Source organism: Blastococcus carthaginiensis, assembly GCF_030731085.1.
Lineage (GTDB): Bacteria > Actinomycetota > Actinomycetes > Mycobacteriales > Geodermatophilaceae > Blastococcus > Blastococcus carthaginiensis.
In genome coordinates, this window is sequence record NZ_JASNFN010000002.1 from 248,271 (window position 1) to 273,868 (window position 25,598).

Below are 25,598 nucleotides of genomic sequence, written 5' to 3' on the forward strand. Positions count from 1 at the left end.
GTGGTCGACGACATCGTGTTCTGGGCGCTGGCGGTCGTCGCCGTCGCCTCGGGCATCGCCGTGTTCCGGGTGGACTCGATGGCCCGGGCCACCTACGCCCTCGCCGTCTCCTTCGTCGCCGTGGGGCTGGCGCTGCTGCTGTTCGGCCTGGACTACCTGGGCGTCGTCGTCGTCCTGATGATGGTGATGGAGATGGCGATCATGGCCATCTACATGATCATGTTCATGGGGATGAACCCCGCGCTCATGCCGATGAGCATGGTGCACGGGAAGCGGACGTCGCTCGCCGTCGCGGGGCTGACCTTCGCCGTGCTGGCCGCCGGCATCCTCCTGGTGGACTGGCCGGAGCGCCGCGGTGCGCCCGCCGCCGACCTCACGCTCGCCGTCGGCCGGGCGGTCATGGGCGGCAAGATGCTGGTGATGATGACCGTGAGCGCGGTCCTCTTCGCCACGATCGTCTCCGCCCTGGTCCTGGCCCTCCCCCGCGGCCGCTACGACGCTCCCGCGGACGACGCGGAAGAGGCGGCGTCGTGACCCTGCAGACCGTGCTCCTGGTGGCCGCCGCGCTCTTCTGCGTGGGGCTCTACGGCGCCATCTCCCAGCAGGTCGTCGTCATGGTGATGATGGGCCTGGAGCTGATGCTCAACGGCGTCATCCTCGCGGCCGGCGCCTTCTGGTGGTTCCTCTCCCCCGCGCCCGACGGGCAGGTCCTGCTGCTGGTCGTCATCACGGCGATGACCGTGGAGATGGCCATGGGTTTCGCCGTCGCCACCCTGCTGCACCGCTCCCGCGGGTCGGACATGACCGACATGGCCACGGACCTGTCCCGGTGACCGCGCTGCTCTGGGCGCTCGTCGCGCTGCCCGCGGTCGTCGGTGCGCTGCTGTGCGGAGCCGGTCGCCGGGCCGACCGGGTGGCGCCGGCCGCCGCCGTCGGCACCGCCGCCCTGGTGCTGGCCGCGGCGATCGCGGTCGCCGTGTCGCGGCCGGCGGTCTCCGTGCCGTTCCTGCCGGGCGCGGACCTGGGCCTCGCGGTGGACGCGCTCACCGCCGTGGTGCTGCCCGCAGTCGCCGCGGTCACCCTGCTGGTGCTCGTCTTCTCGGCCGGCGAGATCGCCGGCGCCCGGGGCCGGTTCTTCGGGTTGGTGCTGCTGTTCGAGGCCGCGGTCGCGCTCACGACCGTCGCCACCACGCTGCCCGCGCTGCTGTTCGCCTGGGAGGTCATGGGCGCCACCTCCTACGCGCTCATCGCCTTCTCCTGGCGCGATCCCGACCGGGTCGGCGCGGGGACGACGGCCTTCCTCACCACCCGGACCGCCGACGTCGGCCTGTACGTCGCGGCCGGCGCGGCCCTGGCCGGTGGCGCCGGTCTGGGCCTCGACGAGCTGGCGGACGCCGAGGGGCCGTGGCTGGACGTCGTCGCCGCCGGCGTGCTGGTCGCGGCCCTGGGCAAGGCGGCGCAGCTGCCCTTCTCGTTCTGGCTGTCGCGGGCGATGGAGGGGCCGAGCCCGGTCAGCGCCCTGCTGCACTCCGCGGCGATGGTGGCGATGGGCGGCTACCTCCTGCTGCGCACCGCTCCCCTGCTGGCCGCCAGCGGCTGGGCCGACGACGCCGCCGCCTGGGCGGGCGCTCTCACGGCGGTCGCCCTGGGCGCCGTGGCGGTGGCCCAGCGGGACCTCAAGCAGCTGCTCGCCGCCTCCACCGCGGCGCAGCTCGGCTACGTGGTCCTGGCCGCCGGTGTCGCCGCCGTCTCCGGGGGCGCCGCCCACCTGGTGGCCCACGCGTCCACCAAGGCGCTGCTGTTCCTCGCCGCCGGCGCCTGGCTGTCGGCGCTGGGCACCAAGCAGCTGCCCGCGCTGCGCGGGGCCGCCCGCCGCTGGCCGGTCGTCGGCGTCACGGCCGCGGTCGGCGCGCTCTCCCTGGCCGGGATCGTGCCGCTGTCGCTGTGGGCCACCAAGGACGAGGTCCTCGCCGTCGCGCGGGAGCACTCGCTGCCGCTGTACGTGGTGGGCCTCGCCGGCGCCGCGCTCTCGGCCGCCTACGCGGGCAAGGTGCTGTGGATGGTTTGGCGCCGGCCTCCTGCCGCCTCCGAGAGCGGGTACGACACCGAGCGACCGGGCACCCGGCACGTGGGCGGGCTGCAGCAGGCGCCGCTGGGGGTCCTCGCCGCCGGCGCCGCCGTGCTGGGCCTGCTCGTCTGGTCGCCGGTGGGCACGGCGATCCGCACGGCCCTGGGCGAGACCGGCCTGCCCCGCCCGTCCGTGCTGGAGACGGTCCTCTCCGCCGTCCTGGCGGTCGGGGTGGTGCTGGCCGTGGGTCGCCTCCCCCTGCCCGAGCCGCGCTGGGCGGCGGGCTGGCTCGGCCTGGGGACGGCGACGCAGGTCGTGGCGGTGCGGCCGGTGCTGCGGCTGGCCGAGGCCCTCGCCCGGTTCGACGACCGGGTGCTCGACCGGTCGGTCACGGCGGCGGCCGTCGCCGTGCGGGGCGCGGCGGGCGGCTTGGCCCGATTCGACGACCGGGTGCTCGACCGCGCCGTCGAGGCGACCGGGACCGGCGGCGTCCGGGCCGCCCGGGGGGCCGCGGTCGCCGACACCACCGGCTTCGACGGGGCCGCCGAGGGCGTGGCCGCGGCGCTGCGCCGGCTCGGCGACCTGCTCCGGCGGACGCAGACCGGTCAGCTCCACCAGTACTACGTCCAGGCCGCCGTGGTGCTCGCCGCCGCGCTGGCGCTCCTGCTCCTGACGAGGTGACCGTGCTCAGCCTGATCGTCTTCCTCCCGCTGGCCGCCGCGGTCGTGCTCGGGGCCGCGCGGGCCCTGCCCGACGCGGTGTCGCGGTGGGCGTGGCTCGGGGTGACCGTGGCCGAGCTCGTGCTGGTGGGCGTGCTGGTCGCCGGCTACGACACCCCTCCCGACGGCGGGCTGGCCTGGGAGCAGCGCCTGCGCTGGATCCCGTCGGTGAACAGCAGCTACCACGTCGGGGTCGACGGGCTCTCGCTGCCGCTGGTCGCCCTGACCGCCGTCGTCTTCTGCGCCTGCGCGGTCCACGCGCTGAAGGACGCGCGCCGTCCCCGCGCCCAGGCCGCGCTCTTCCTCTTCCTGCAGGCGACCTGCCTGGGGCTGTTCGTCGCCCAGGACCTGATCCTGTTCTTCGTCTTCTTCGACCTGTCCATCGTGGGCATGTACTTCGTGATCGCCGGCTGGGGCCACGGCGGCGCCGCACGGTCGGCGCTGAAGTTCTTCCTCTACACCTTCCTGGGCAGCCTGGCGCTGCTGGTCGGCTTCATCGGTCTCTACCTCGCCGCCGATCCGCACACCTTCGACATCCCCGAGCTCGTCGCCGCGGCGCCGCTGGCCGACGACGCCGTGGCCGGGGCCTGGGTGCTCGGGGCGATCCTGCTCGGCCTCGCCGTCAAGACGCCGACCGTGCCGTTCCACACCTGGCTGCCGCCCGCGCACACCGATGCGCCGGCGATCGGCTCGGCGGTGCTGGCCGGGATCCTCCTGAAGATGGGGACCTACGGGTTCGTCCGCATCGCCATGCCCGCACTGCCCGGCGCGTGGCAGGCCTGGGCGTGGGTGGTGCTCACCGTCGGCGTCGTCTCCGTCCTCTACGGCGCCCTCGTGGCGCTGGCCCAGACCGACGTGAAGCGGATGATCGCCTACACCTCGGTCAACCACATGGGTTACGTGCTCGTGGCCGTCGGCGCCGCGGGCGTGGTGGCCGACGGGGCCCGGGAGGCCCGCGAGCTGGCGGTGACCGGCGCGGTCACCCAGATGGTGAGCCACGGGCTGATCACCAGCGCGTTGTTCCTCCTGGCCGGGGTGCTCCACGACCGCGCCGGCAGCTACGCGATGGCCGACTTCGGCGGCCTCGCCGCTCCGGCCCCCCGGTACGCGGGTCTCTTCGCGGTCGGCGCCTTCGCGTCGCTGGGGCTGCCGGCGTTCAGCGGTTTCGTCGCCGAGTTCCAGATCTTCGCCGGCAGCATCGGCGCCACCTGGTTCGCGGTGCTCGCCGTCCCCGGCATCCTGCTCACCGCGGCGCTGTTCCTGCGCGCCTACCAGCGGTTGTTCACGGGGCCGACCGTGGGCCGGGCGGAGGGCTTTCCCGACCTGCGCACCCACGAACTGCTGCCCGTCGGCGGGCTGCTGCTGCTGTCGCTGCTGATCGGCGTGGTGCCCTGGCCGCTGCTGGACCTCATCGCACCGGCGGCGGAGACCGTCGTCGGCCTGGTCTCCCGGTAGCCGCCCGTGCACTCCGAACCCCTGGCGCTGCTCCCCGAGATCTGCCTGCTGGTCGGCGCCGTCACCACCCTGCTCGCCGGATCCTTCCTCCCGCGCGAGCGGCAGTGGGGTGCGCGCCTCGTCGCCACGGCGGCCCTGGTCGCGGCCGGGATCACGGCCGCCGTCGCCCTCGCCGGCCCCGCGCGGACCGTCTACGGGGGGACCTTCGCCGTCGACACCGCCACCGGCGCCGTCCGGCTGGTGGTCGCCGCCGCCACCCTGCTGGTCATCGGCCTCGGCGTCGACGAACTGGCCGGCACCCGCCGCGAGAGCGAGACCTACGCGCTGCTGCTGCTCGGCGCGCTCGGGGCCACCGTCATGGGCAGCACCACCGACCTGCTGGTGCTGGCCGTCGCCTTCCTGCTCGGCAGCATCCCGCTGTACGGGCTGGTCGGGATGCTGCGCTCGCCCGGGGCCGCCGAGGCCGCGCTCAAGACCTACCTGCTGGGCGCCCTGTTCGGCATCCTGCTGCTGCTGGGCACGACCGTGCTCTACGGGCTGGGCGGGGCCACCGCGTACGCGGGGCTCGCGACCGGGCTGGAGGGCGCCCCGGTGGCTGCGCTCGCCGTCGGCCTGCTGGGGGTGCTGGCCGGGCTGGTGTTCAAGGCCGGGGGCGTACCGGGGCACTTCTGGGTGCCCGACGCCGCGCAGGCGGCGGGGACGCCGGCGGCCGCCTTCCTCACCACCGTGCCCAAGGTCGGCGCGCTGGTGGCGGTCTTCCGGCTGGTCGACGTGCTGCCCGCGTCCGCGGACTGGCCGCTGCTGGTCGCCGTGCTCGCCGCGGTCACCATGACGCTGGGCAACCTGGCGGCGTTCGCCCAGTCCGACGTCCGGCGGCTGCTCGGCTGGTCCACCGTCAGCCAGGTCGGCTACCTGCTGCTGCCCGTGGCCGTCGCCGGCCGCACCGGCGAGGCGCTGCCCGCACTGCTGTTCTACCTGGGCGCCTACGCGGTCACCAACCTCGCCGCGTTCGCCGTCGTCGCCGCCGTCCCCGACCGCCGGGGCCTCGAGGAGTCCCGCGGTCTCGCCACGGCCTCCCCGTGGCTGGCCGGCGCGCTGGTGGTCGCGCTGCTGGGCCTGGTCGGCACCCCGCCGACGGCGGTGTTCGTCGGCAAGCTGACGGTCTTCACCGCCGCCTGGGACGGCGGGCTGGCCTGGCTGGTCGTGGTGGCCGCCGCGAACACGGTCGCCAGCCTCTTCTACTACCTCCGCTGGCTCGCGCCGGTGTTCCGCCGTCCGGAGGGGGATGCCGGGGACGGCGGGACCCGGCCCTTCGCCTCGGTGGCCGCGGTGCTGGCCGCCGCCTGCATCCTCGGGCTGGGCCTCGCCGCCGGGGCCGTGCTGCCGCTGCTGGACGGCCCGCTCGGCGGCTGACCCGTCCGGGGCGCTCAACCCTCGGCGACCTCCAGCGTGGTGTGCATGCCGGCGGCGCTGTGCCCGCCGACCGTGCACTCCAGCAGCACCGGTTCCCCGGGCGCGACCTCGACCTCGACGGTCTGCCGCTCCCCCGGCCCCAGCAGGTCGCTGGCCCAGAGGGTGGTCCCGCCCTGCACCAGCACGACGTCGTGGGCGCTGCTGCCGGCGTTGGTGACGACGACGTCCACGGCGCCGGGCAGCAGCGTGCCGGCCGAGAGCTGGTAGCGGTACTCCTGCATGCCGATGCGCAGCTCGTCCACCGGTGGACCGTCCGGTACAGGCGCTGCACCGGAGGCCCCGCAGCCGGTGAGCAGCGCGGGGGCCGTCAGCAGCGGCAGCACGGCCGCCGCGGCGCGCCTCACCGCTTCTCCAGCAGGCGCCGGACGCCCGGGGCCGCCGGCGAGCCCGGGTCCAGCTCGAGGAACCTGCGCAGCGTCGTCACGCCCTGCGGGTCGCCGGTCCGGTCCTGCGCCAACCCCAGCAGGAGGAGGACGTCGGGGTTGTCCGGGTACCGCTCGCCCAGCTCCGCGAGCACCGGGAGCGCCTCCGACGGGCTGCCCGCGCGGACCAGCAGCCCGGCGCGCAGCAGCACCACGTCGTCGGCCGGCTGCAGCGACAGCGCCCGGTCGTAGGCGGCGAGGGCCTCGGCGTACTCGCCGGCGTGGTCGTGGGCCCGGCCGAGGGCGACCCAGGCGGCCGGGTCCTCGGGGCGCGCCTGCGCGGCCGCGAGCAGCTCCGCGGTCCCGTTCCCCGAAGCCTCGAGCTCCACCTCAGCCTGAGACCTGGCGGCGGCCGGTGCCCCGTCGCCCATATCCAGCGCCACGGCGACCGCCGCGGCACCGACGACCAGCACGAGGGAGCCGACGGTGACCAGCCGGCGCGGCAGCGCCGACGCCCGGGGCGGGGTTCCCCCGCGGGCGGGCGCGGCCGGGCCCACGGTCCGGGCCGTGTACCGGCGGTGCGCCGCGGCGAGGCGCAGATCCGCCCGGCGCACCCCGTCCTCGTCGCCCTCGTCGTCGGCCTCGGCGAGCAGCCGGGCCACCAGCGCGCCGTGCAGCGCGTCCCCTGCCGGGCTGCCGTCGGGTACCAGGGTGCCGTCGCGGTAGGCGGCCAGCACGGCCCCCGGGTCCCCGACCGGATCCGGCGTCGGGTTCCCCACCCCGCGGGCCCGGCGCAGCCGGGCCCAGAGGAGTGCACCCACCGCCGGGACCGCCAGCGCGGGCACCAGCCACACGAGCAGGCCCGGACCGGCGGGGTCGGGGCTGAGCAGCACCTGCTGGCCGTACCGGTCCACGAAGTACTGGCGCACCTGGTCGGGGGTGCGCCCGTCGGCGAGCTGCTGCTCGATGACCTCGCGGGCGCCCCCGGCGAGCACCGAGGAGCTGTCCTCCACCGACAGCCCCTGGCAGGTCGGGCAGCGGATCGTGCCGGCGACCGCAGCGACGCGCTCCTCCAGGGACGGGCGGCCGCCACCCGCGGCCTGCACCAGCCCGAGGACGGCGAACGCCACGACCCCCAGGACCAGCAGCACGCCGGCGGCCCGGCGCGGGGTGGTCACGGCGCGCCGTCCGCGGTCAGGAGCGGGACCACGTGCTCGTCGATCCACGCCGCCTCCAGCTCGCCGCTCGCCTTGGCCACCACCGTCCCGTCCCGGCCGACGAGGTAGGTCTCCGGCAGGGCGAACGTGCCCCACTCCACCGCTCGTTCGCCGTCGGGGTCGACCACGTTCGGCCACGGCGCCCCGCCGTGCTCGGCCAGGAAGGTGCGGGCGTCGTCGGCCCGGTCGCGGACGTCGATGCCGACGATCCGCAGCCCCCGCGGGCCCAGCGCCTGGTCCGCTGCGACCAGCAGCGGCTGCTCCCGGCGGCACGGGGCGCACCACGAGGCCCACACGTTGACCAGCACGACCTCGCCGTCCCAGTCGGCCAGGTCGAAGCTCCCGCCCTCCAGCGTCGGTCCCGTCAGCCCCGGGGCCGGGCCGCCCAGCAGCGCGGACTCCTGCTGCTCGGCGCCGCCCAGCCGGCCGGCGAGGACCACGCCGGCGAGGGCCACCAGGACGACGAGCACGACGGCCGCGAGCCGGCGCCGCGGGCGGCGGCCCGGGACCTCCTCGACGGCAGGGCCGCCGGCTGCGGCCTCCGGGGCGCTCATGCGGCCACCTCCACGGCCGGCGACCGGCGCCCCGGCCGCTCCGGCGGGGGTTGCTCCTCCCGCCGGCGTCGCGGCCACCCGGCCACGAGCGCGCCGGCCGCCATGACGCCGACCGACACCCACAGCCACAGCACCAGGGGGTTCACGGCCAGCCGGACGGTGGCCGTCCCGGCGTCGGCGTCGATCTCGGTGAGCACCAGGTAGGCGTCCTCGGTGAGGGTGGTCCGCACCGACGGCGTCCCGACGGCCTGGGTCAGGGTGGGGTAGCTGCTGAGCATCGGCGAGTAGACCCCGGCGTCCGCGCCGTCCTCGCGCAGCCGCAGGTCGGCGACCGCGGAGATGCGCCGCGCGTCGGGCACCATGCGCAGGTCCTCGAGCGTGGCCGTCCAGCCGCCCACGCGGACCGTCTCCCCGACGGTCAGCTGCTGCGTCGCCGACGTCCCGTAGGTGGAGGACGCCGCCACCGCGACGGCGGCCAGCACGAAGCCCAGGTGCACCAGCAGCCCGCCGTACCCCCGCCGGTGCGCGACCAGCGTGCGCCCCAGCGCCGGCGCCCACGGCCCGGGACGCAACGCCCGGGCGCGCGCGACGTCGAGAGCGACCCGGGTGCCCGTCGCGACGGTCACGAAGACCGCGAGCCCGAAGGTGAGCAGCGCGGAGACCCCCGTCAGACCGGCGAGCCCGAGCACTCCCACGGTGGCCGCACCCGCCAGCGTGGCGGGCAGCAGCACCCGGCCGAGCCGCCCGACGTGGGCCCGCCCCCACGGCAGCAGCGGCCCGACGCCCATGAGCAGGACGACGAGCAGGGCCAGCGGCACGGTCATCCGGTTGAAGTAGGGCGGCCCGACGCTCGTGCGGTCGCCGGTCACCGCCTCGAGCAGGATCGGGAAGGTGGTGCCGAGCAGGATGGTGAAGGCCAGCCCCGCCAGCAGCAGGTTGTTGGCCAGGAACGACGTCTCCCGCGACACGGTGGCCAGCAGCGGATCCTCGTCGCGCAGCCGGTCGGAGCGCCACACGAGGAGCAGCCCGGCGCCCAGGACGAGGGCCAGCAGGAAGGCCAGCAGCACCGGCCCGATCGCCGACCGGGTGAAGGCGTGCACGCTCTCGACCACCCCGCTGCGAGTGAGGAACGTCCCGAACACCACGAGCACGAAGGTGGCGATCGCCAGCGTGAGGTTCCACAGGCGCAGGGTGGGCCGGCGCCGCTGCACCATGATCGAGTGCAGCAGCGCGGTGGCGGTGAACCACGGCAGCACCGAGACGTTCTCCACCGGGTCCCAGCCCCAGTAGCCGCCCCAGCCGAGGACCTCGTAGGCCCACCAGCCGCCCATGACGACGCCGACGGTCAGGAACGTCCAGGCCACGAGCGTCCACCCGCGGACCGCGGCGACCCACGCGGGGCCGGTGCGGCCGGTGATCAGCGCCGCCACCGCGTAGGCGAACGGGACCGCCATGCCCACGAAGCCGAGGTAGAGCAGCGGCGGGTGGATGCCCATGAGCGGGTGGTCCTGCAGCAGCGGGTTGGGCCCCGGCCCGTCCGCCGGGACCGGGCTCACGCGGTCGAACGCGTTGCCGGCGAAGAGCGCCAGCCCGGCGAAGAACGCGCTCAGCGAGGAGAGCACCGCCATGGCCCACGGGTGCAGCGCCCCGGCGCGCGGGTGGACCCGCACCACGGCCAGGACGGTGAACCCGGTGAGCACCAGCAACCACAGCAGGAGCGAGCCCTCGAGCGCGGCCCAGAGGCTGATGACCGTGTAGTACGTCGGCACCGCCCGGCCGCCGTTCTCGGCGACGTACCGGATCGAGAAGTCGTGCTGCACCAGCGCCGTGACCATGGCGGCCACGGCCAGCGCGGCGCCGAACAGCGCCGCCTGCGTCGCGAGCCGGGCGAACCGCGCTGGGCGGTCGCCGCCGCGCCCGGCGACCGCCCACGCGACGGTGGCCGCCGACGAGCACACCAGGGTGAGGGCCAGCCCGCCCGGCCCGAGCAGGTACCTCATCCGCTGTCCTCCGCCGGCCGGCCGGTGCCGTCGGCGGGGGCCCGGTACTCGTTGTCGTGCTTGACCAGCAGGACGTCGGACCGGAACACGCCGTCCTCCCCGAGGCGGCCCTCGACCACCGCACCCTGCCCCTCCTGGAAGACGCCGCGCGGCTGGCCGGAGTTGACGACCGCGACCTCGGTGACCCCGTCGGTGAGCTCGAACCGGACCCCCTCACCGGTCCGCTCGACCGAGCCCTGCACCACCAGTCCGCCCAGCCGGACGCGGTCGCCCTGCAGCGAGGCGTCGGCGAGCAGCTCGGTGGGGGTCCGGTAGTAGACGAGGCTGCCCTGCAGACCGGCGGCGGCGAGGATGCCGACGCCGACGAGCACGACGCCCGCGACGGCCAGCAGCCGCAGCGGCAGCCGACGGCGTCCGCGCGGGCGCTCCTGCAGCTCCGGCCCCGGCGTCGGCGTCACCGCCGCCCCCGGCCCGGCCGGGTCCAGGCCCAGTACCCGGCCCACGTGCCACCGGTCAGCAGGTAGCCCGCGAGGACCCACCCCCACCCGTTCACGACCGGCTCCGCGGGACGACGACCAGCGGCCCGGCGGCGACCCCCGCCGGGGCGTCCCCCTCGGCGGGCGGCGCGGCAGCGGTGTCGGCCACGGCGAGCACGCGGAGCCGGCGCCGCACCACCAGCGCCCCCGCCAGCGTGAAGGCCAGGACGGCGACGCCGAGGGCCGCCGCCATCCGCGGGTCCATGGGCGCGGGGTCCGGCGACAGCACGCTGGCCGGCTGGTGCAGCGTCCGCCACCACACGACGGAGAAGTGCACGACGGGCACGTTCGCGAAGCCGATGATCCCCACCGCCGCCGCACGGCGGGCGCCCGCGGCGCGGTCGTCCCCCAGACCGCGGACGCTCAGGTAGCCGAGGTAGACCAGCAGCAGGACGGCCGTGGTGACCAGGCGCGGGTCCCAGACCCACCACACGCCCCAGACCGGCCGCCCCCACACGCTGCCGAGCGCGATCGCGAGCGCGGTCATGCCGACGCCGAGCTCCGCCGCCGCCTGCGCGACGCGGTCCCACCGCAGATCCCGGCGGACGAGGTAGGCGATGCTGGTGACGAGGACGCCGGCGAAGCACAGATAGGCCAGCCACGCGGCCGGCACGTGCACGTACATCAGGCGCTGCGGCTGACCCTGGACGGCATCGGTCGGCGCGACGGCGACGGCCAGCACGCCCGCGGCGAGCGCGGCGAGCGCGGCCGCCACGGCGAGCAACCGGTCGGCCGACCGGGGCGATCGCGTCGTCATGTCCTCACTCCTCCAGCAGAACGGGGAAGACCGCCCACGCCGCGACGACCACGGCTGCGGCGTACACGGTCACGAGCACCGCCCAGGGCAGCACGGGCACGCCCGGGGTCGACAGCTGCGTGCCCGCCAGCAGCGCCGGCAGCCCCGCAGGGAGGAGGAGTGCGGCGAGCAGTCCGCGCCGGCGGCTGCCGGAGGCCACGAGCACGCCGAAGCCGGTGGTCAGCGCCGCCAGCGCCAGGGTGCCCAGGAGCCCACCGTAGAGGGCCTGCGGCGGGACCGGTACCTCGAACAGCACCGCCACGAGGCCGCCCGCGAGCAGCCCGGTGACCAGCAGCGCCGCCCACGCCGCCAGCAGCTTGCCGGCGAACAGGGCCCCCGGCGCGACGAGCCCGCGCAGCAGGTCCCAGCTGTCCTCGGCGATCTCGGTGCCGGCCACGGTGCGCGCCAGCGGGACGGTGGCGACGAGCAGGGCCAGCCAGACGGTGCCCCCGGCCGCCGCCGCGAGGTCCTCCGGCGCCGGCCCGAACGCCAGCCCGGCCAGGACGACGAACGCCGCGACGAACGGTGCGGTCGTCACCAGCGCCTCCCGGCCGGCGCGCTCGACGGCGGCCTCGCGGCGCAGGACCGCCGCCACCTGGGCCGTGCGCGGGACCGGCGCCGTCACCGCCGGACCACCCGCCCGTCGGCGATCGACAGGTGCGCATCCGCCAGCGGGAGCAGCACCCCGGGCTGGTGGGTGGCCACCAGCAGGGCCACGCCGTCGGCGCGCACGGCGTTGAGCACCGCGGCGAGGTCGTCCAGCGCCCGCTCGTCGAGGGCGGCGGTCGGCTCGTCCAGGCACAGGACGGCGGGCCGGCAGGCGACGGCCGCGGCCAGGGCGGCCCGCACGCGCTCCCCGGCCGACAACGTGCCCACGGTCCGGTCGGCGAGCGGGTGCAGGCCCAGCGCGGCCATCGCCGCGCCGGCAGCCTGGGCGCGCCCCGCCAGCGCGGCCGTCCCGGTGACGGCGGCGCGCACCGTCTGCGCCGTCCGCAGCCCCGCTCCGCCCCGCAGGTAGAGCGCCGTCCCCACGCAGGCGCGGGTGCCGGTGGCCGGCCGGAGCAGGCCTGCGGCCAGCCGCAGCAGGGTCGACTTGCCCGAGCCGTTCGGCCCGGTCACGACGGTCAGCGTGCCGGCGGCGAGGACGAGGTCCACCGGCGCCCAGACGGGGTGGCCGCCGTGCACCCGGGTGACCCCGGACAGGCGCAGGGCCGCCGCGCCGCCGGGGACCGCGGGCCCCGGGGACGGCGGGCGGAGCGGGATCGCGCGGGGCCCCGGCACGGCCTCAGCGTAGGGCGGTCGCAGCGCCACCGGGGAGCGGGCCACCCGGCCACCGGCGCGCGCGGTCACCCGGCCTCCAGCAGCGGCTCGACGTGCGCGCGGATCCAGTCCCCGGTGACCACGCCGAGGCGCCGGGCCGCGACCCGGCCGTCGGCGTCCACGATCACCGTCGCCGGCAACCCGGGGACACCCCAGGCCGCGGTGAGCCGTCCGTCGGGGTCCACCACCGACGACGCCGGGTCCCCGCCGACCTCCGCCAGCAGGGCCCGCGCCTGCCGTTCGCCGTCCCGGGCGTCGACGCCGACCAGCCGGACCCCCCGGTCGTGCAGCCGGCGCCCCTCCGCCACCAGCGCGGGGAGCTCCTGCCGGCACGGTGCGCACCAGGCCGCCCAGAAGTTCACCACGACGACGTACCCCCGGAGCTCCGCCAGGTCCAGCTCACCGCCGGCGAGGGTGGGCCCCCGCAGCGCCGGTGCGGCCGAGCCGACCGCGACCGACGACCCCGCGGGCCGCCCGGCGGCCTTCCCGGACGGGTCGAGGAGGGCGCCGGCCACGAGCACGACCACCGCCACCGGGAGGGCGGCGAGCAGCGCCCACCGCCACCCGGACGGGCGGCGCGACCTCGGGCGGCGCAGCGTCTCCACCTGCGGCAGGATCCCATGCACGGTCGGTCCCGGCCGCACGGAGCCCCGTGCTCCCTGCGGGAACTTGTCTGGAGCAACAGTTGGCCCGTGACAATTTGTCCCGAGCCGGGCATCCCTCTAGCGTCCGGGGGGTGCGCCGCTCCCCCTCGTCCCGGACCTCCCGGGGCGTGCGCGGCGGTCGCGCGGGCGCCCTCCTCCTGCTCGCGGTGGCGCTGCTGTCCGGCTGCAGCAGCCCGCAGTCGGCGCTGGATCCCGCCGGCCCCAGCGCCCGGCGCCTCGCCACGCTGTGGTGGGCGCTGTTCGCCGTCTCGGCGGTCGTCTGGCTGGTCGTCGTCCTCTGCGTCGCCTGGGCCGTGCTGCGGCGCCGCGGGAGCGAGGTGACGCCGCGGGCCGGCGGCACGCGGACCGTCGTGGTGGCGGGCATCGTGATCCCGACACTGGTGCTCGTCGGGACGTTCGTCGGCACGGTCTCGGTGATGCGCGCGGAGGCCGAACCTCCCACGGAGCCGGCGCTCACCATCGAGGTGATCGGTCACCTCTGGTGGTGGGAGGTGCGCTACCCCGACTTCGTCACCGCCAACGAGCTCCACATCCCCGTCGGGCGCTCGGTGCAGGTGGAGCTCCGGACCGCCGACGTCATCCACAGCTTCTGGGTCCCCTCGCTCACCAGCAAGGTCGACCTGATCCCGAACCAGAACAACGAGCTCTGGCTGCACGCCGACGAGGCCGGCGAGTACCGCGGGCAGTGCGCGGAGTTCTGCGGCGCCCAGCACGCGGGCATGTCCTTCCTCGTCATCGCCGAACCGGCCGACGAGTTCGACGACTGGCTGGCCGACCAGGCCCGGCCCGCCGAGACGCCGACCGATCCGCTCGCGCTGCGCGGCCGGGAGGTGCTGGAGAGCCAGTCCTGCGCCGCCTGCCACACCGTCCGGGGCACCGATGCCGACGGCGACGTCGGCCCCGACCTGACCCACTTCGGCAGCCGGCGCACCCTCGGCGCCGGGGTCGCGCCGAACGAGCCGGGTTGGCTCGGCGGCTGGATCTCCAACTCGCAGACGATCAAGCCGGGCAACCTCATGCCCCCCCAGCCGCTGGACCCGGTGGACCTCACCGCCCTCATCGCCTACCTCGAGACCCTGGAGTGACGCGGTGACGACCGTCGAGCAGCGGAAGGCTGCGGACGAGGCCGTCGAGGAGCGGCTGGAGCCGGTCTGGGAGGAGAGCGGCGGCATCCGCGGCTGGTTCACCACCGTGGACCACAAGAAGATCGGCCGGCGGTACATGGTGACCGCCGCGTTCTTCTTCGTCGCCGCCGGGCTCGAGGCGACGGTCATGCGGAGCCAGCTCGCCGGTGCCCAGCTGGACGTGGTGAGCCCCGAGCTCTACAACCAGCTCTTCACCTTGCACGGCGTCACGATGATTTTCTTCTTCGCGACGCCGATGCTCTTCGGCTTCGGGAACTACCTGATGCCGCTGATGCTCGGCGCGCGGGACATGGCCTTCCCCCGGCTGAACGCCTTCGGGTACTGGGTGTTCGCCGCCGCCGGCCTGCTCATGACCGGGAGCCTGCTGTTCGGCGCGGCGCCCAACGGGGGCTGGTTCGCCTACGTGCCGCTCAACGAGGAGCAGTACCTCCCGGGCGTCGGCATGGACGTCTACTGCCTCGGACTGCTCCTGCTGGGCATCTCCACGACCGCCGGGGCGATCAACTTCATCGTCACCGCGCTGACGATGCGGGCGCCCGGGATGTCGCTCAACCGCGTGCCGCTGTTCGTGTGGGCGGTCGTCGTCCAGTCGTTCATGATCGTGTTCGCGCTGCCGCCGCTGAACGTCGCCAACCTGTTCCTGTTCCTGGACCGTCGGTACGGCTTCCACTTCTTCGACCCGGCCGAGGGCGGCGACCCGATCCTCTGGCAGCACTTGTTCTGGCTGTTCGGGCACCCGGACGTCTACATCATCGTGCTGCCGGCGCTCGGCATCGTCTCGGCGATCGTGCCGACGTTCTCCCGCCGGCCGGTCGCGGCCTACCCGCTGGTCGTGCTGGCCACCGCGGCGATCGGCATCATCAGCTTCGGGGTCTGGGTGCACCACATGTTCGCCACCGGCCTGCCGCAGCTGTCCCTGTCCTTCTTCAGCGCGGCCAGCCTGATCGTGACGGTGCCGTCGGGCATCCAGATCTTCGCGTGGCTCGTCACCATCATGCTCGGCCGGCTGGTGGTCCGGACGCCGATGCTGTGGGTGCTCGGCTTCCTCGTCGTCTTCGTCGCCGGAGGCGTCACGGGCGTGATGTTCGCCGTCGTGCCCTTCGACCAGCAGACGCACGACTCCTACTTCGTCGTGGCGCACTTCCACTACGTGCTCTTCGGCGGCGCGGTCTTCCCGATCATCGCCGGCATCTACTACTGGTTCGGCAAGTTCACCGGCCGCATGCTCAGCGAACGGCTGGGCCGGTGGAGCTTCTGGGTGGTGTTCGCCGGCTTCAACGTCACGTTCTTCCCCATGCACGTGCTCGGCCTGCTGGGGATGCCGCGGCGGATCTACACCTACGAGCCGGAGCTCGGCTGGGCGGGCTGGAACCTCGTCGAGACCATCGGCGCCTACGTCCTCCTGGTCGGCCTGAGCCTCACCCTCTACAACATCGTGCGGGCGCTGCGCCGCGGGCCGGCCGCACCGGACAACCCGTGGGGCGGGGAGACGCTGGAGTGGGCCACCACCTCGCCGCCCAAGGAGTACAACTTCCCGGTCGTGCCCACCGTGCACAGCCTGCACCCCATGTGGGACGAGAAGTCGCTGGCCTCCATGGCGCGGGACCGCGACGACGAGGAGCGCACGCTCACCGACGGCAAGCAGGCCCTGCGCACCAGCGATCTCGACGGCGTCCCGGAGCACCCCGTCGCACTCCCCGAGGAGTCGGTGCTCCCGCTCGTCGTAGCCCTCGGGCTCGCCGCGCCGACGTTCGCGCTGGTCCTCGGCGCTCCGCTCGTCGCCGCCGTGTCCGCGCTGCTGCTGCCCGCCGGGCTGTTCGTGTGGCACTGGCCGCGGGCCGCCCGCCAGGAGGCGGCGCGGTCGCGGGACGCCGCGCCGGCGGGGGCGGACGCGTGACCGCCCTCCGGGCCGCCGCCACCGACCCGGCCGCGGCGGCCCGCGAGGTCCCCGCCGGCCGCCGCCCCGGCTGGTGGGGCATGGTGCTCGCGCTGGTGACCGACGTCGCCGCGTTCGCCGCGCTGCTGGCCGCCTACTTCTACATCCGGTTCGTGACCGCCGGGGACAACTGGCCACCGGGCGACATCCCGGAGCCGAAGCTCCTGAAGGCCTGGATCATGACGGCCCTGCTGCTCGCCAGCAGCGCACCGCTCGTCTTCGCGGACCACGGGATCAAGAACGGCCGGCGCGGCCGGATGCTGGCCGGCGTCGGTGTCACGGTCCTGCTGGGCGTGGCGTTCCTGGTCGTGCAGGGCCTGGAGTACCGCGAGAAGCTGACCATGGAGTTCACCCCGCAGACCAACGCCTACGGCTCGCTGTTCTTCGCCATCACCGGCTTCCACGGGCTGCACGTGATCGTCGGTGTGCTGGCCCTGCTGGTGATCCTCGTCGCCGGTCTCGCCGGCCGGATCACCCACCGCCACCACGCGATCGTCCGCATCACCGGTCTGTACTGGCACACGGTGGGGGCGGTCTGGGTCTTCATCTTCGGCTCCCTCTACCTGGCGGCGCAGCTGTGAGGGCGGCCGCCGAGCGGGCCGGGCTGCGGGCCGCGCCCTGGTTGCTGTGGTTCGGCGTCCTGGGCGGTGGCATCGCCTGGACCCTGCACACCGTCGTCGACTGGGGCCTGGAGGAGACCGTCTGCCGCTCGGGCAACGACGATCTGCTGGGCCTGCCGCTGCGTCCGGTCCTCGGCGTGCTGTCGCTGCTGTTCCTCGCCCTGGCGGTCGCCTCGACCGTCGTCGCCTACGTGCTGTGGCGACGGCTGTCCGTCGCCCCGGCCGGCGACGATCTGGCGGAGCTGCGGCGCGGGCGGGCCTCGTTCATGGCCCTGGTCGGCCTGGTCGCCGACGTCCTGTTCACCCTCATGGTGCTGATGAGCAGCGTCGCCGTCCTCGTGATCCCGGTGTGCGTGTCATGAGCGGCGAGCTCCTCGCGCACGGCGGCGCGCACGGCGGCGTGGTCTGGCAGACCGCCGTGCTCGTCGGCGCGGCCGGTGCCCTGGCGGTGGCCTACGACGTGGGGGCGCGGCGGCTGCTCGCAGCCCACCCGACCTCGTCGTGGACCTGGCGTCGCTGGGCCTTCCCCGCCGGGCTCGCCGTGCTCGTCGTCGCGCTGCTGCCCCCGCTGGAGCCGGTCGTCGCGGCGAGCTTCCCACTGCACATGACCCAGCACGTCGCGCTGCTGATGGTGGCCGCCCCGCTGCTGGCGCTCGGCGCGTCGGGGCTCCCCCTGCTGCTCGTCCTGCCGCACCGCCGGCGGCGGCAGGTGGCCGCGGTCCGCTCGTCGTCACCGGTCCGGCGGGCCCGGGCCGTCGCCGCGCTGCCGGCGGTCGTCGTGGCCGGGCACGCGGCCGTCGTGAGCGCCTGGCACCTCCCGGGGCTGTACTCGGCGGCGCTGGCCTCGACGGCCGTGCACGTCACCGAGCACGCCGCCTTCCTGGCGGTGGGCTGGTGGTTCTGGTCGCTGGTGACGACGCCGGCCACCGAGCTGGACGGCCGCACGGCGCTCTACATCGCCGCCAGCGGGCTGCCGATGAACCTGCTGGGCGCCGTCCTGACCTTCGCGCCCGTCCCCCTCTACCCCGCCCAGACCGGGACCGGCCCCGGCGCGCTGACCGAGCAGCAGCTCGCCGGCCTCCTCATGTGGGTTCCCGCGGGGGCGGTCTATCTGGGGCTGTGCGCGGTCGTCCTGCTGCTGTGGCTGCGCAGGTTGGAGCGCGACTCCCCGGGCGGCACGGTCCTCCCGGCGCCCGACGTGCCCGGTGCGCGGGAGCCGGCCGACGCCGGCAGGCTCGCGACGGCGGACGGGAGGCCGGCATCGTGAGACGCACCCCGGGCGGTCCGCTGCCCTGGCTGGCCACGCTGGCGGCCCTGGTGGCGGTCGGTGCCTGCTCCACCCCCGGCGAGCAGCTGCCGCCCGCCGAGTCGCAGCTGGGCGATCCCGACCGCGGCGCCGCGCTGATCACCGACTACGGCTGCGGCTCCTGCCACGTCATCCCCGGCCTGGAGCAGGCCGACGGCCTGGTCGGCCCCCCGCTGACCAGCTTCGGCCGGCGCATGTACATCGCCGGCAACCTGCCGAACAACGCGGAGAACCTGCAGTACTGGATCCGCGAACCGCAGGACGTGGAACCGGGCACCGCCATGCCCGACCTCGGGGTTCCCCGCGTCGACGCCCGCGACATCGCCGCCTACCTCCTGACGCTCGAATGACCGCCCGCCCCTCGCACGCGGGGCGGGCGGGGCGCTGGCCCGCGTTCCTCCTGCTCCTCGTCCTCGTCCTCGCCGGTGTGGCGCTGGGCGATCCGGTCGCCGCGGGGCCGGCTCCGGAACCGGTGCCGGCGACGCCGCCTCCCCCGCGGCCGGACCCGGCCGGGGAGGGGGCGCTCGCCCGGGCCCAGGAGCTGTACCGGGCCAGCTGCGCGTCCTGCCACGGGCAGGAGGGCGGGGGCAGCCAACGGGGCCCGAGCCTGATCGGCGTGGGTGAGGCGTCCGTCGACTTCCAGCTGGAGACCGGCCGCATGCCCCTGGACGAGGAGGAGGCCAGCGCCGAGCGCGGGGAACCCGCGTTCAGCGAGGAGGACATCGACGCCCTCGTGGAGTACGTCGGCTCGTTCGGGCCCGGCGGGCCGGAGGTGCCGGAGGTCGGACCGGGCGACCTCACCGAGGGCCGCGCGCTCTACCTGCAGAACTGCGCCGCCTGCCACTCCTCGAGCGGCACCGGCTACACCCAGGTCGGCGGGCGCCAGGCGCCGTCGCTGATGGAGACCGCCCCGCAGCAGGTCGCCGAGGCGATCCGCGTGGGACCCAACCTCATGCCCGTGTGGCCGGAGGAGGCGCTGGACCAGGACCAGCTGGACTCGGTGGTCGCCTACGTGCAGGAGCTGCAGCGGCTGGACGGACGGGGCGGCGCCGACCTCGGCCGCATCGGCCCGGTGGCCGAGACCGTCGTCGGGTTCGCCGCGCTCGCGCTGCTGGTCCTCGTCGTGCGGCTGCTCGGGAAGCGGGCACCGTGAGGCGTGCGTCCGCGGAGGGGTGGATCGCCGCAGCCTTCCTGGGTGCGGCCACGTGCGCGGTGCTCTTCATCGCGGCCTACGTCGTCGACTCGTCGCCGCAGTGGATGGGAGCCCTGCTCGCCGCCGCCTTCGGGTTGCTGGCGCTCGGGCTGGTCGTCTGGTCGCACACGCTGCTGCCCCACGGCACCTACGTCGAGGAGCGCGCACCGATGCCGTCGTCACCGGCGGCGGAGGACGCCTTCGTGGACACCCTCGAGCGCGGCGGCCCCGGCACGCCCGGCGTGGTCCGCCGGACGCTGCTGCTGGCCGGGCTGGGGCTCGGCGCCGCCGTCGTCGTCCCGCTGCGGAGCCTGCTCCTGCCCGGGAGCGAGCCGCCGGGAGAAGCGCTGCGGCACAGCCCGTGGCACAGCGGCGCCCGCCTGATGACCCGGGCCGGCGACCTGATCCGTCCCGGCGAGGTCGTCCCCGGCACCGAGCTGACCGTCTTCCCCGAGGGGGAGCTGCGCGCCGACGACGCCTCCACCGTGCTGCTGCGGCTGCCGCCGGAGGACGTCCCGCTGCTGCCCGGGGAGACCGCCCGCTTCGCCGTCGAGGGGATCGTGGCCTTCTCCAAGCTGTGCACCCACGCCGGCTGCCCCGTCGGGCTCTACGAGCAGACCACGCGCCAGCTGTTCTGCCCCTGCCACCAGTCGGTCTTCGACGTGCTGCGGGGGGCCGAACCCACCGCTGGGCCCGCGGTGCGCCCGCTGCCCCAGCTTCCGCTGGGCGTCGACGACGACGGGTACCTCGTCGCGCTGGGCGGGTTCCGCGGTCAGGTGGGGCCGACCTTCTGGAGGGAGGCATGATCATCCGCCGGGCGGTGCAGCGCACCGACGAACGGCTGGGGTTCTCCTCCACCGCGAAGTCGGGCCTGAACAAGGTGTTCCCCGACCACTGGTCGTTCATGATCGGCGAGATCGCCCTCTACAGCTTCGTGTACCTCGTGCTGTCCGGCGTCTTCCTGACCCTGTTCTTCGACGCCTCCACGGCGCGCACGGTGTACGAGGGCAGCTACGACGCCATGCACGGCTCCGAGACCTCGGCGGCCTACGCCTCGGCCCTGCAGCTGAGCCACGACGTCCGGATGGGCCTGGTGATCCGGCAGTCCCACCACTGGGCGGCGCTGCTGTTCACCGGCGCGATCGTCGTGCACCTGTGCCGCATCTTCTTCACCGGCGCCTTCCGCCGGCCCCGGGGCATCAACTGGGCGGTCGGGGTGACGCTGCTGCTCCTGGCGATCGTCAACGGCTTCGCCGGCTACTCCCTGCCCGACGACCTGCTGTCGGGCACCGGGCTCCGGGTGGCGAACGCCGTGCTGCTGTCCATCCCGGTGGTGGGCGGCTGGCTGGCGTTCCTCGTCTGGGGCGGCGAGTTCCCGGCCGAGGCCATGATCGAGCGCCTGTACGTCGTCCACATCCTCGTCGTCCCGGCGCTGATCACGGCGCTGATCACCGCCCACATGGTCATCCTCGTCCGGCAGAAGCACACCCACTTCCCCGGTCCCGGCCGCACGGACACCAACGTCGTCGGCTCCCGGCTGTGGCCGGCCTACGCCGTGCGCAGCGTGGGGCTGCTGTTCTTCGTCGTCGCCCTCGCGCTGGCGCTCGGCGGGCTCGTCCAGATCAACCCCATCTGGTACTGGGGGCCGTTCGAACCCGGCTCGGCGACCGCCCCGGCCCAGCCGGACTGGTACGTCGGGTGGGTCGACGGGGCCCTGCGGCTGATGCCGCCGTGGGAGCCGGTCGTCTTCGGGTACCGGCTCTCGAGCGTGTTCCTGCCGGCCGTCGTGCTGCCCGGCCTGACGTTCCTGGTGCTCTACCTCTGGCCGTGGCTGGAACGGCTGGTGACCGGGGACCGCCGGGAGCACCAGGTGCTGCAGCGGCCGCGGGACTGCCCGGGGCGCGTCGCCGCCGGCGTCGCCGCGCTGACGTTCTACGGCGTGCTGCTGATCGCCTTCAGCCTCGACATCGTCAGCCAGTACACCGGCATCGCGGTCTTCGCCCTGGTCCACTCCTTCCGGGTGGCGGTCCTGGTCCTCCCGCTGCTGACCGGCGCGGTGGCCTTCGTGCTCGCCAGGGCGCTGCGGGACAGCGACGCCGAGGGGCTGCTGGCGCTGACCGGATCCGACCTGCGCCGATCGCTGCGCCGGCACCGGGAGGTCCCCGCGGAGCTCTCGGGCGCGGACGATGCCGAGCAGCGTCCGGCGACGGAGCCCGAGCACACGCCCACCGGACCGGTGGGCCGGGACGAGGAGGAGTCCGAACCGGTGCGGGTCGAGGCGGGGCCGGTCCCGTGAGCGAGCACGTGGAGGTGTGGCGGCAGCCGGCTGGGAGCTGGCGGTGGCGCTACGTCGGGGCGGAGGACGGCGGCGGGACGGTCGAGCTGCCCAGCCACTCGTCGGAGGCCACCTGCGAGGCCGCTGTCGATGCCGCGCGCACCGCCTACCCGGGGCTCACCGTGGTCGTCGACCGGTCGTCGGCGGATGATGCCGCCGCCGACGGCGCGGCCTGGCGCGCACGGTGGCTGGGGGCCGCCCTGGTGGTGTTCCTCGTCGCCGTCCGGAGGCACGGCGTCCGGACGGCGGCCGTCGTGGTGGTCGCCGCGCTGGCGGTCACCGCACGCGACCGCCGCGGGGCACGCACCGGCGGGAGCGCGGCGTGACCCCCCCGGTCCGGACGTCCGGCGGTGGGCTCGGTCGTGCGCTGCGGATCGCCCTGGTGGTGCTGGCCGTGGCTGCGGTCGTCGCCGTCATGGTCCGGCTGTCGGTGTGGCAGTGGGACCGCGGCCGCGCCCGCGGATCCCTGCTGAACTACAGCTACGCCGTCGAGTGGCTCGCCTTCGCCGTCCTCACGGTCGTCGGTGCGGTCCGGCTGTGGCGGGAGGGTCGCAGCGTCGCGGACGAGGAGCGCCCACCGGAGCGGCCCGCCGGCGGGCCGCTCGTGGGCCCACCGCTCCAGCCGGGGCAGGAGCTGGAGGAGCTCACCTGGGTGCGGCTGCGCCGCCGGCTGGGGCTCTCCCGCGACTGAGCCCGTGCCTCCCCCGGTCGAAACGGGGCGCTCAGCCGGGGAGCTCCGCCGCCGGCCGGACGTCGCCGGCCGTCACCAGCACGTCGAGGGCCGCCACCACGCTCTCCCGCTGCTCGGCCGGCACCCGGCCGAGGCAGTCGTGCAGCTGGTCCAGCCGCAGCCGGTCGTAGCGGTCGAGGGTCCGCATGCCCAGCCGCGTGAGGACGAGGTTGATTTCGCGGCGGGTCTGCGGCGAGGGCCGGCGCTCCACCAGCCCCGCTGCGACGAGCCGGTCGACCAGCCGGCTGCTGGTGGACGTGGTGATCCCCAGGTCCTGGGCCAGCCGGCCGAGGTTGGCCCCCGGCGCCCCGTGCAGGACGGTGAGCGCCCGCAGCTGCACGGCCGAGACGTCGCCGACCGCATCGGCCGCCCGTACCGACACCGCCATGGCCAGCCGGACGGCGCCGAGGAGCGTCCGGTCTTCGTCGGCCTCGTCCACGTGCTCGCCTCCATGTTGCGCACCCGGTCCGCCTGGCCGGTCGTGCCCTCCATCATCGGGCACGGCCGGACGGCACACCGGGCGGGCAGCCGTTCGGGGCCGGCGACGGCCGTGCGGTGACGGTCGTGTGACATCGAGACCGGGCCTCGCCGCGCCGGGCCGGTGGGTGCCATGCTGACGCCGAGTGTCCAGCCACCGGCACGTTCCCCGCCTCGTCCTGCGAGAGGGTCGCCATGGGAACCATCCACCTCCCACCGGTCCGGCGCTCGGCGGACTCCACACCTCCCCCGGCCGACGCCGAGGAGGAGGCCGTCCTGGTCGAGTTGTCGCTCCCCGCCACCGTCACCCACCGGGGGCACCCCGACCTCTCGGCGCTGACCGACTCGGTGGAGGACGCCATCCTGGCGGCGGGGGCCGGCGAGCTCGACGGTCTCCAGACCCACGGCTCGGCGGTCACGCTCTTCGCCTACGGCCGGGACGCCGAGCGGCTGTGGCGGTCGATGGAGCCCGTGGTGCGGGAGTTCCCGCACCACCGGGGAACCGTGACCATCCGGTACGGGCTGTTCGGAGCAGCCGCCCGTCAGCTCGACTGCTGAGCGCGACGCCCCGCCCGCACGACCACCCGGTCACCGACCCGGCGGCCGTCCGGGGCGGTGACGGTCCGGACGGCCGCCGGGCCGCGGCTCCGGCCGCGGGGGGCCGCGAGCGCTCCGCCGGGGGGTGGGCCGGGCCCTGCGCCGCCAAGCGCGCCCGTTGCGGCTCGACCGTGTACTTCGGATCGTCGGCCGACGCCATCCCCGCCTCGAACACGCCCCACCGGGTGGTCGCGGAAGCGGTGAGCAGGAGCGCACCGCCGACCCGCCCGAGCCACGGCCGGCGGGCCCCGGCGAGCGCCGCCGCGCTCCCGGCGAGGAGGAGCTTCTCCGCCGCCTCCACCAGCCGGCCGGAGCGGCCCTCGGAGTAGGGCTCGGCCACCATGCCGAGCCGCTTCCTCATCAGGCGGGTGGCGGCGATCTCGGTGGCTGCGCCCGCTACGGCGAGCCGCCGCGGGAGCCCGGCCTCGACGGACGGTCCCGCGAGCAGCCCCAGCCCCCCGGCGGATGCCGCGCTGGACCCGGCGAAGAGGAACGGCAGCTCGCGGTAGCCATCGTGCCAGGCCGGCACGGCGGTGTCGGACACCAGCGCCGCGGTGTAGGTGGAGACACCGGTGCCGAGCAGCGCGGCTCCGCCCGTGGCGGCCAGTCCCAGCCGCGGCAGCCGCCCGGTCAGCGCGCTGCCGGCCGCGGCTGCGGCCAGGGGCGCGTACCCGGCCAGCAACCAGGAGCCGACGCTCATCGGCGAGGTGACCTTGATGACCCGCAGCATGTTGAGGAACCGGCCCGGCCGCCCGAGGTCGTGGATCAGCCCCGCCAGGGACAGCCCCACGCCCACGGCCGAACCGACCTTGGCCACCCTGGCCAGGCCCCGCCGCCCCGTCGCGTCCGCGGCCAGCGCCATCGCCGACGACGCCCCGGCCAGCCCGCCGGTGAAGAAGTAGCCGGCGATGTCCGGGGCCTCCCACACCGGGGAGTTGATGATCGGCTTGCCGTAGTACGAGGTGAAGGTGGCGTCGGGGACGACGGGCTGCTCGCCGCCGCGCCGCCGCCGTCCGCCCTTGGCGCCGGTCAGCCCGCCCCGGCCGGGGATCTTCGGCTGCACGCCCTCCCGGGTGACCTCGGACTCGCTCATGAGCGCCTCCCGACCAGCGCGCCGGCGACCATGCCGGCCAGCGAGAGGGCCGCCAGACCGACGTGCCGCCACATGTCCGGCAGGTCGCGGGTGGTGACCACCGGGTCCGGTGGCAACCCGTACACCTCGGGCGCGTCGAGCAGGAGGAAGAAGGCACCGTCGCCGCCGACACCGTCATCGGGGTCGTGGCCGTAGAGCCGGGCGTCGGCGATGCCCTGGTCGTGCAGCCGCCCCACCCGTTCCGCGGCCCGCTCCCGCAGCTCGTCGAGGACGCCGTACTGGATGGAGTCGGTCGGGCAGGCCTTGGCGCAGGCGGGTTCCTGGCCCACGGACGTCCGGTCGTAGCACAGCGTGCACTTGAACGCGCGGCCGTCGTCCTCGCGCTGGTCGATCACGCCGTAGGGGCAGGCCGGGATGCAGTACCCGCAGCCGTTGCAGATGTCCTCCTGGACGATGACGGTGCCGAACTCGGTGCGCACCAGCGACCCGGTCGGGCAGACGTCCAGGCAGGCGGCGTGCGTGCAGTGCTTGCAGACGTCGCTGGACATCAGCCAGCGCAGGTCCCCCGTCTCCGCGGGGGCGCCGTCCGGCCCGGGACCGGGGGTGGTCGGCGTGACCGTCGCCCCCTCCGGCGACGTGCCCGAACCTTCCGGGGCGAGCTGGAGGAGGTTCACCGACGAGTGGTCCACGCCGGGTTCCTGCATCGCCAGCGGCTTGCGCTGCTCGATGAAGGCCACGTGCCGCCAGGTGTCCGCCCCCAGCCCGGCGGTGTTGTCGTACGACATCCCGGTCATCTGCAGGCCGTCCTCGGGGATGGCGTTCCACTCCTTGCACGCCACCTCGCACGCCTTGCAGCCGATGCAGACCGAGGTGTCGGTGAAGAAGCCCATCCGCGGGGGGTGGTCGGCGTGCCCGGAGAGCGCCGCCGGGTCGGCGTCGCCGCGGGTCGCCGCCGTCAACCCGGCGCGCAGCACGGGGGCGTCGAGGAAGGTTCTCGTCACG

Annotated in this window: 28 protein-coding genes; 16 read left to right on the top strand and 12 right to left on the bottom strand. The window is 75.4% G+C overall.

Going from position 1 to position 25,598, the window contains the following annotated elements; genetic code table 11:
- The 5 genes from QOZ88_RS04030 to QOZ88_RS04050 are packed head-to-tail and all read left to right on the top strand — an operon-like array spanning window position 1 to window position 5,655.
- Entirely contained in the window at window positions 1–534 is a 534-nt protein-coding gene (locus QOZ88_RS04030; RefSeq protein WP_305998502.1) for an NADH-quinone oxidoreductase subunit J, read from the top strand.
- On the top strand, window positions 531–833 hold the full coding sequence (locus QOZ88_RS04035) for an NADH-quinone oxidoreductase subunit NuoK (RefSeq protein WP_091929773.1): 303 nt from the start codon (window positions 531–533) through the stop codon (window positions 831–833). Before QOZ88_RS04030 ends, QOZ88_RS04035 begins: the two co-directional genes overlap by 4 nt.
- The gene (locus QOZ88_RS04040; RefSeq protein WP_305998503.1) at window positions 830–2,749 is read left to right on the top strand and encodes a proton-conducting transporter transmembrane domain-containing protein; all 1,920 of its coding nucleotides are present in this window, start codon (window positions 830–832) and stop codon (window positions 2,747–2,749) included. Before QOZ88_RS04035 ends, QOZ88_RS04040 begins: the two co-directional genes overlap by 4 nt.
- Window positions 2,746–4,242: a complex I subunit 4 family protein gene (locus QOZ88_RS04045; protein ID WP_305998504.1), complete on the top strand. Its 1,497-nt coding sequence runs from the start codon at window positions 2,746–2,748 to the stop codon at window positions 4,240–4,242. The genes QOZ88_RS04040 and QOZ88_RS04045 overlap by 4 nt, the downstream gene beginning before the upstream one ends.
- A gap of 6 nt (window positions 4,243–4,248) precedes the next feature.
- Complete coding sequence (locus QOZ88_RS04050; protein WP_305998505.1) at window positions 4,249–5,655, top strand: NADH-quinone oxidoreductase subunit N; 1,407 nt, start codon at window positions 4,249–4,251, stop codon at window positions 5,653–5,655.
- 14 nt (window positions 5,656–5,669) lie between these two features.
- Here the strand turns inward: QOZ88_RS04050 and QOZ88_RS04055 are convergent, their stop codons facing one another.
- The 9 genes from QOZ88_RS04055 to QOZ88_RS04095 all read right to left on the bottom strand — a co-directional run bounded on the left by QOZ88_RS04055 (window position 5,670) and on the right by QOZ88_RS04095 (window position 13,105).
- Window positions 5,670–6,059 carry a hypothetical protein gene (locus QOZ88_RS04055; protein WP_305998506.1) on the bottom strand — a complete coding sequence of 130 codons (390 nt, stop codon included), beginning with the start codon at window positions 6,057–6,059 and terminating at the stop codon, window positions 5,670–5,672.
- The gene (locus QOZ88_RS04060) at window positions 6,056–7,255 is read right to left on the bottom strand and encodes a cytochrome c-type biogenesis protein CcmH (protein WP_305998507.1); all 1,200 of its coding nucleotides are present in this window, start codon (window positions 7,253–7,255) and stop codon (window positions 6,056–6,058) included. The genes QOZ88_RS04055 and QOZ88_RS04060 overlap by 4 nt, the downstream gene beginning before the upstream one ends.
- On the bottom strand, window positions 7,252–7,848 hold the full coding sequence (locus QOZ88_RS04065) for a TlpA family protein disulfide reductase (protein ID WP_305998508.1): 597 nt from the start codon (window positions 7,846–7,848) through the stop codon (window positions 7,252–7,254). Before QOZ88_RS04065 ends, QOZ88_RS04060 begins: the two co-directional genes overlap by 4 nt.
- Window positions 7,845–9,848, bottom strand: a complete 2,004-nt coding sequence (locus QOZ88_RS04070) for a heme lyase CcmF/NrfE family subunit (protein WP_305998509.1) — start codon at window positions 9,846–9,848, stop codon at window positions 7,845–7,847. Before QOZ88_RS04070 ends, QOZ88_RS04065 begins: the two co-directional genes overlap by 4 nt.
- A complete protein-coding gene (locus QOZ88_RS04075) occupies window positions 9,845–10,351 on the bottom strand; it encodes a cytochrome c maturation protein CcmE (protein ID WP_305998510.1) in 507 nt (168 codons plus the stop codon). Before QOZ88_RS04075 ends, QOZ88_RS04070 begins: the two co-directional genes overlap by 4 nt.
- Window positions 10,352–10,397: 46 nt before the next feature.
- Window positions 10,398–11,141 carry a cytochrome c biogenesis protein CcsA gene (gene ccsA, locus QOZ88_RS04080; RefSeq protein ID WP_305998511.1) on the bottom strand — a complete coding sequence of 248 codons (744 nt, stop codon included), beginning with the start codon at window positions 11,139–11,141 and terminating at the stop codon, window positions 10,398–10,400.
- A gap of 4 nt (window positions 11,142–11,145) precedes the next feature.
- Window positions 11,146–11,805, bottom strand: coding sequence for a heme exporter protein CcmB (locus QOZ88_RS04085; RefSeq protein ID WP_305998512.1), 660 nt, complete (start codon window positions 11,803–11,805; stop codon window positions 11,146–11,148).
- A complete protein-coding gene (locus tag QOZ88_RS04090; protein WP_305998513.1) occupies window positions 11,802–12,461 on the bottom strand; it encodes an ABC transporter ATP-binding protein in 660 nt (219 codons plus the stop codon). The genes QOZ88_RS04085 and QOZ88_RS04090 overlap by 4 nt, the downstream gene beginning before the upstream one ends.
- A 65-nt stretch (window positions 12,462–12,526) precedes the next feature.
- A complete protein-coding gene (locus QOZ88_RS04095; RefSeq protein ID WP_305998514.1) occupies window positions 12,527–13,105 on the bottom strand; it encodes a TlpA family protein disulfide reductase in 579 nt (192 codons plus the stop codon).
- 131 nt (window positions 13,106–13,236) lie between these two features.
- Here QOZ88_RS04095 and coxB point away from each other — a divergent pair, with 131 nt between their 5' ends.
- Genes coxB through QOZ88_RS04150 form a run of 11 tightly spaced genes read left to right on the top strand, consistent with a single transcriptional unit; the run spans window position 13,237 to window position 22,390 of the window.
- Window positions 13,237–14,250, top strand: coding sequence for a cytochrome c oxidase subunit II (gene coxB, locus QOZ88_RS04100; RefSeq protein ID WP_305998515.1), 1,014 nt, complete (start codon window positions 13,237–13,239; stop codon window positions 14,248–14,250).
- A 4-nt stretch (window positions 14,251–14,254) separates the two neighbouring features.
- On the top strand, window positions 14,255–16,207 hold the full coding sequence (gene ctaD, locus QOZ88_RS04105; RefSeq protein ID WP_305998516.1) for a cytochrome c oxidase subunit I: 1,953 nt from the start codon (window positions 14,255–14,257) through the stop codon (window positions 16,205–16,207).
- Window positions 16,204–16,827 (top strand): cytochrome c oxidase subunit 3, encoded by a 624-nt coding sequence (locus tag QOZ88_RS04110; protein WP_305998517.1) that lies wholly within the window; start codon window positions 16,204–16,206, stop codon window positions 16,825–16,827. Before ctaD ends, QOZ88_RS04110 begins: the two co-directional genes overlap by 4 nt.
- Window positions 16,824–17,228 (top strand): hypothetical protein, encoded by a 405-nt coding sequence (locus tag QOZ88_RS04115; RefSeq protein ID WP_305998518.1) that lies wholly within the window; start codon window positions 16,824–16,826, stop codon window positions 17,226–17,228. Before QOZ88_RS04110 ends, QOZ88_RS04115 begins: the two co-directional genes overlap by 4 nt.
- The gene (locus QOZ88_RS04120) at window positions 17,225–18,133 is read left to right on the top strand and encodes a cytochrome c oxidase assembly protein (RefSeq protein WP_305998519.1); all 909 of its coding nucleotides are present in this window, start codon (window positions 17,225–17,227) and stop codon (window positions 18,131–18,133) included. The genes QOZ88_RS04115 and QOZ88_RS04120 overlap by 4 nt, the downstream gene beginning before the upstream one ends.
- Window positions 18,130–18,522, top strand: coding sequence for a c-type cytochrome (locus tag QOZ88_RS04125; RefSeq protein ID WP_305998520.1), 393 nt, complete (start codon window positions 18,130–18,132; stop codon window positions 18,520–18,522). The genes QOZ88_RS04120 and QOZ88_RS04125 overlap by 4 nt, the downstream gene beginning before the upstream one ends.
- Window positions 18,519–19,325: a cytochrome bc1 complex diheme cytochrome c subunit gene (qcrC, locus tag QOZ88_RS04130; RefSeq protein ID WP_305998521.1), complete on the top strand. Its 807-nt coding sequence runs from the start codon at window positions 18,519–18,521 to the stop codon at window positions 19,323–19,325. The genes QOZ88_RS04125 and qcrC overlap by 4 nt, the downstream gene beginning before the upstream one ends.
- Window positions 19,322–20,170 (top strand): QcrA and Rieske domain-containing protein, encoded by an 849-nt coding sequence (locus QOZ88_RS04135; RefSeq protein ID WP_305998522.1) that lies wholly within the window; start codon window positions 19,322–19,324, stop codon window positions 20,168–20,170. Before qcrC ends, QOZ88_RS04135 begins: the two co-directional genes overlap by 4 nt.
- The gene (qcrB, locus tag QOZ88_RS04140) at window positions 20,167–21,660 is read left to right on the top strand and encodes a cytochrome bc1 complex cytochrome b subunit (RefSeq protein ID WP_305998523.1); all 1,494 of its coding nucleotides are present in this window, start codon (window positions 20,167–20,169) and stop codon (window positions 21,658–21,660) included. Before QOZ88_RS04135 ends, qcrB begins: the two co-directional genes overlap by 4 nt.
- Window positions 21,657–22,025: a hypothetical protein gene (locus tag QOZ88_RS04145; RefSeq protein WP_305998524.1), complete on the top strand. Its 369-nt coding sequence runs from the start codon at window positions 21,657–21,659 to the stop codon at window positions 22,023–22,025. The genes qcrB and QOZ88_RS04145 overlap by 4 nt, the downstream gene beginning before the upstream one ends.
- Entirely contained in the window at window positions 22,022–22,390 is a 369-nt protein-coding gene (locus QOZ88_RS04150; RefSeq protein WP_305998525.1) for a hypothetical protein, read from the top strand. The genes QOZ88_RS04145 and QOZ88_RS04150 overlap by 4 nt, the downstream gene beginning before the upstream one ends.
- A 31-nt stretch (window positions 22,391–22,421) precedes the next feature.
- Here QOZ88_RS04150 and QOZ88_RS04155 read toward each other — a convergent pair whose 3' ends face one another.
- The 3 genes from QOZ88_RS04155 to QOZ88_RS04165 form a co-directional block, all read right to left on the bottom strand.
- Complete coding sequence (locus QOZ88_RS04155; RefSeq protein WP_305998526.1) at window positions 22,422–22,868, bottom strand: MarR family winged helix-turn-helix transcriptional regulator; 447 nt, start codon at window positions 22,866–22,868, stop codon at window positions 22,422–22,424.
- A gap of 453 nt (window positions 22,869–23,321) precedes the next feature.
- Entirely contained in the window at window positions 23,322–24,596 is a 1,275-nt protein-coding gene (nrfD, locus tag QOZ88_RS04160; RefSeq protein ID WP_305998527.1) for an NrfD/PsrC family molybdoenzyme membrane anchor subunit, read from the bottom strand.
- On the bottom strand, window positions 24,593–25,597 hold the full coding sequence (locus QOZ88_RS04165) for a 4Fe-4S dicluster domain-containing protein (RefSeq protein WP_305998528.1): 1,005 nt from the start codon (window positions 25,595–25,597) through the stop codon (window positions 24,593–24,595). The genes nrfD and QOZ88_RS04165 overlap by 4 nt, the downstream gene beginning before the upstream one ends.
- Between the last annotated feature and the right edge of the window lies 1 nt (window position 25,598).